The sequence below is a fragment of the Bacteroidota bacterium genome (assembly GCA_030017895.1).
GTDB lineage: Bacteria > Bacteroidota > Ignavibacteria > UBA10030 > BY39 > JASEGV01.
The window spans coordinates 3,667-8,741 of record JASEGV010000106.1; the positions used below are offsets into that span (position 1 = coordinate 3,667).

Annotated in this window: 5 protein-coding genes; 3 read left to right on the forward strand and 2 right to left on the reverse strand. The window is 38.4% G+C overall.

Annotated features, from left to right (window positions below; translation table 11 throughout):
- Positions 1-27: 27 nt before the first annotated feature.
- Together QME58_13460 and QME58_13465 are read right to left on the reverse strand one after the other, a co-directional pair.
- Entirely contained in the window at positions 28-162 is a 135-nt protein-coding gene (locus tag QME58_13460; GenBank protein ID MDI6804822.1) for a hypothetical protein, read from the reverse strand.
- A 324-nt stretch (positions 163-486) separates the two neighbouring features.
- Complete coding sequence (locus QME58_13465) at positions 487-1,470, reverse strand: NAD-dependent epimerase/dehydratase family protein (GenBank protein ID MDI6804823.1); 984 nt, start codon at positions 1,468-1,470, stop codon at positions 487-489.
- Between the two features lie 97 nt (positions 1,471-1,567).
- Here QME58_13465 and QME58_13470 point away from each other — a divergent pair, with 97 nt between their 5' ends.
- The 3 genes from QME58_13470 to QME58_13480 are packed head-to-tail and all read left to right on the forward strand — an operon-like array spanning position 1,568 to position 4,986.
- Entirely contained in the window at positions 1,568-2,935 is a 1,368-nt protein-coding gene (locus QME58_13470; GenBank protein ID MDI6804824.1) for a pyridoxal phosphate-dependent aminotransferase family protein, read from the forward strand.
- Positions 2,935-4,053, forward strand: a complete 1,119-nt coding sequence (locus QME58_13475) for a hypothetical protein (GenBank protein MDI6804825.1) — start codon at positions 2,935-2,937, stop codon at positions 4,051-4,053. The genes QME58_13470 and QME58_13475 overlap by 1 nt, the downstream gene beginning before the upstream one ends.
- A 12-nt stretch (positions 4,054-4,065) precedes the next feature.
- Positions 4,066-4,986 (forward strand): branched-chain amino acid transaminase, encoded by a 921-nt coding sequence (locus QME58_13480; GenBank protein MDI6804826.1) that lies wholly within the window; start codon positions 4,066-4,068, stop codon positions 4,984-4,986.
- Positions 4,987-5,075: the final 89 nt, after the last annotated feature.

Genomic DNA, 5,075 nt, shown 5'->3' on the forward strand with positions numbered 1-5,075 from the left:
AAAATCGGGGCTATTACTTACAAGATATTACCGCATCAAAATAAGTTTCTTGGTTTCACTAAACGAACCAGTCTGCATTCGGTAGAAAAATACTCCGCTCATCACAATAAACTTTTTGCTAACAACGACTATACCATCATGATCAACTCTCAGTGCATTCAACTGCTTAAATCTGATTCTCCTTTACCTCCACCTAAATCAAAAGTTATTGTGCGACTATACTTAGATAACTCTCTGCATATTCTTTGGAATAACAACGAACTCAAATATGAAATCTTTTTCCGAATGAATGGATTCCCAAACAATAAACCTAAACCAAAACAAAGTGTCCGTATTACCCGTAAACCTTCTCCCAAGCACCCTTGGAGAAAACTTAATCGGGGACTCTCCGGTAAACAACTTAATCCATCTATGAAACTTGCACTAGTAACTTGATTTCGTTACATTAACCCTGACATTTCTACTGGCCTATAACAAGTTTCATTTTTATTTTATCCAACCAACTTCCTTATACCATTTAAAAGTTTCTTTTACACCTTCTTCTAAAGTAATCTTCTGTTGAAACCCCAACTCTTTTTTAGCTTTCGATGAGTCGCAAATCCAAGCATCGGCAATTATATCTTTGCTTTTTTCAAAATTAAGAACAGATGGTTTTCGGCTGAAAAGATTAATCAGATTATAGATGGAAGCAACGAGTACAACTATGAATTCAGGAATCCGAAGTTTGATAGTTTTCCGTTGGATAATTTTTTGTGTAACTCTACCAATATCTTCCCATGTATATGCTTTCTCGCTTCCGATGAAATAAATTTTACCTGCAGCATCAGGATGTTCGCCAGCTAAAATAAGCCCATCTACAACATCATTAACATGCAAAATATTCACATACTTGCTTTTGAATCCTACCAACGGAATAATTCCATTATTAACAGATTTAAAAAAATCTAACGTTGCCGTATCTCGCGGACCGTAAACTGCCGGTATTCGCACAATTGTAAACGGAATTTTATTCTGAAAACTTAATACTTCTTTTTCAGCCGCCATCTTACTTCTTCCGTAAGTAGTTATTGGCTGCAACTCCGATTCTTCATTCACCGGTTTGCCATCGGTTGATGGACCAACCGCTGCTAAACTTCCAGCAAAAACAAACCGCTTTAAATTTGAATTAGTTTCGGCTGCAATCAATAAGTTCCTGGTTGCTTCCTGATTTCCAAGAAAATATCCTCTTTTAGTTTTCGACGCAGTAACACCCGCAATGTGATAAATATAATCGACATCTGCAACTGCTTTTCGCAAGACCTCAACATCGAACATATCGCCGTAAACATACTCAACAGCTAACTCTTTCAGCCACTTATTGTTAGAGTGTTTTCGGACCAAGCATTTTACATGATGTCCTTGATTAATAAGGTATTTGACTAAATGGCTGCCTATAAATCCGGTTGAACCTGTAACAAAAAATTTTATCATCTATAATAAATTGGGTTGATTGACTTTTTTAATTATATGAAGTATATTAAAATTAAAATTTGTATTCAAATATAAGGATTATTTAAGGAGTTTAATAATGGCAGCTCGTTTTTCGGACAGGACGTCGTTTTTCAATTGGCGAAAGAACATGACGGATTGGGCAACATCATTTAAAGGGAAATTTAACTGGAAAACAAAAAACGGAACATCCGCAGAAGTGGAACCAAAACCTGATGTTACTGTTATAGACGAAAGTGCACCTAAAATCCCAGTCGATCTTTTTGATAAATGTTTTACTTTTACTCGCGCCGACGAAGTTAAAGCCGCAGGTCTATATCCATATTTCAGAACAATCGAGGAAAACGAAGGTCCTGTTGTTCAAATAGAGGGACGCAAAGTAATAATGGCAGGTTCAAATAATTATTTGGGTTTAACAGCACATCCGAAAGTTAAAGAAGCTGCAATTAAAGCCGTAGAAAAATATGGAAGCGGTTGTTCAGGGTCAAGATATTTAACCGGCACCCTCGACCTGCACACAGAGTTTGAATCGAGAATGGCTAAATTTATGGGAACCGAAGCCTGCTTGCTTTTCAGCACCGGTTATCAAACAGCACAAGGAATAATTCCAACACTTGTTCAGCGTGGTGAATATGTAATCACCGACAAAGATAATCACGCAAGTATCGTAGCGGGTGTTGTTATGGCAAAAGGAATGTTTGCCGACTTCGTTCGTTACAAGCATAACGATATGAACGATCTGGAGCGTGTAATTAAACGGCTTCCATTAGAAGCCGGAAAATTAATTGTAACCGATGGCGTTTTCAGCACATCGGGCAATATCGTCGATTTACCAGCACTTGTATCGATTGCTAAAAAATATAACGCCCGAACTTTGGTTGACGACGCTCATTCAGTTGGTGTTATCGGAAAAGGGGGCAGAGGAACTGCGAGTTATTTTAATTTAGTAGAAGAAACCGATTTAACATTTGGAACTTTCAGTAAAACATTTGCTTCGCTTGGAGGATTTGTTGTCGGCTCGGAACGGGTTATAAATTATTTGAAGCACCATTCAGCAGCATTGATTTTCAGCGCCAGCCCGACACCCGCGTCGGTTGCAGCGGCATTAGCAGCTCTCGATATTTTAGAGAAAGAACCGGAACGAATCGATAAACTTATACGCAACGCAAACAAAATGCGGCAAGGTTTCAAAAAAGCCGGCTTTAAAATTATCGATGGACAAACAGCTATAATACCGGTAATAATTGGAGATGATATGCTTGCATTTACACTTTGGAAAGAATTATTCGACAACGGAGTTTTTGTGAACACATTCATCAGTCCTGGCGTCCCACCCGGAATGCAAATGATGCGAACAAGCTACATGGCAACACACGAGGACGAGCATTTAGATCAAATTCTCGAAGTGTTCATTAAGGCAGGAAAAAAACTCGGTTTGATAAACTAATGGGTAAAATTGTTGTTACGGTTGTAAAAACCCGAAGCGAGTTTAATAAATTCATAAAATTCCCTTGGAAAATTTATGAAGGAAATCATTACTGGGTTCCTCCACTTTTATTTGAGAGAAAATTTTTAGTAGATCGAAAAAAAAATCCATTCTACAAGCACGCACAAGCTGAATTTTTCCTCGCTTATAAAAATAATGAAATTGTGGGACGGATAGGTGCTATCATCAATCATAATCATAACAAAGAACACAACGAGAAAATCGGATTTTTTGGATTCTTCGAGAGCATCGACGATCAATCGGTTGCAAACGAGTTGTTTAACACTGTGCGTAAGTGGTTGAAAGATAAGGGTTTATCAGTTATGAGAGGTCCTGTAAATCCATCGGTGAACGACGAATACGGACTGCTGATTGATGGATTCGATAAAACGCCGGCAGTAATGATGCCTTACAACCCACCTTACTACTGCAAGTTAATTGAAGCAGCTGGATTTCAAAAAGCAAAAGATTTGTATGCCCACTTTTTGGAACAACATAAAGTAAATCGTGAAAAACTTTCGAGAGTTTCACAATTAGTGAAAGAACGGAATAAAATTACTTTTCGAAGCCTCGACATGAAAAATTTTGATGAAGAGGTTAAGAAGATACATAAAGTTTACAACGACGCGTGGCAATACAACTGGGGTGCCGTTAAAATGACAGATGACGAATTCAAAGCATTGGCAAAATCGCTAAAACCTGTGGCTGTTCCCGACCTCGTTATATTCGCAGAAGTCGAAAGTAAACCTATCGGCTTCGCTTTATCGCTGCCCGACATTAACATTGCATTAAGATACAACAAAAAGGGACGTTTGATTCCCGGACTTATCAGGTTGATGCTTCATAAAAAGAAAATTGATGGAGTTCGAATCATCGCATTAGGAGTTTTGAAAGAATACCAAAAGAGCGGCGCGGCTGGTGTGTTATTTTTTGAAACAGCCGAACGTGCATTGAAACTCGGCTACAATTGGGGCGAAGCAAGTTGGGTACTCGAAGACAACGTGATGATGAACCGCAATGCCGAAACAATGAATTCAGTCCGTTACAAAACTTATAGAATTTATGAATGTAATACTTAGGAAGGAATATTTATGCCTATAAAAAAATCGGGAACGATTTGGATGAACGGAAAATTTGTAAAGTGGGACAATGCAACAATTCACGTACTGTCTCATGTTGTGCATTATGGTTCGAGCTGGTTCGAGGGTATCCGCTGCTACGATACTAAAAAAGGGTCGGCAATTTTTCAATTACGTCCACACCTCGAGCGCCTGTATGATTCAACAAAAATTTATCATACAAAAATTCCATACACCATCGAAATATTAGAAGAAGTTACAATAAAACTAATCAAAAATAACAAATTAAAAAGCTGTTATATCCGCCCTGTTGTTTATCGCGGTTACGGGGAGATGGGATTGAACCCGTTAAAAAATCCTGTAGAAGTAGCAATAGCAGTTTGGGAATGGAGTTCCTATTTAGGCGATGAGTCGTTAGAAACCGGTGTTAAAGCCTGTATATCGTCGTGGCAGCGGTTGGCACCAAATACAATCCCGACTATGTCGAAAGCTGGAGGGAATTATTTAAGTTCACAGTTGATAAAAATTGAAGCCCTCGAAAACGGTTTTGCTGAAGGTATTGCACTCGATGCATACGGTAATGTAAGCGAAGGGAGCGGCGAAAATATTTTCTTAGTTAAAAACGGAAAAGTTTATACCCCATCAATCGCCGATGCAATTTTACCTGGAATAACGCGCGCAAGTGTTATCCAAATTTTGAAAGATGAAGGTATCGAAATCATCGAAACGACAATCCCACGTGAGTTTTTAATGATTGCTAACGAAGTTTTCGTAACCGGCACAGCCGCCGAGATAACACCTGTTTGCTGTATCAACCACCAAACAGTTGACCACGGCAAACCCGGAAAAATTACACGTTTAGTGCAGGAAAAATATTTTGATATTATTAAAAACGGAAATGATCCGCACGGCTGGTTGACTTTTATAAAGTGAATACAGTTATCAGTTTAATGGTTAATAGTTTTAGTTAGTTACTGAAGTTACGCAGAATTGACTTTTTGTCATGTTGAGCGAAGCGAAAC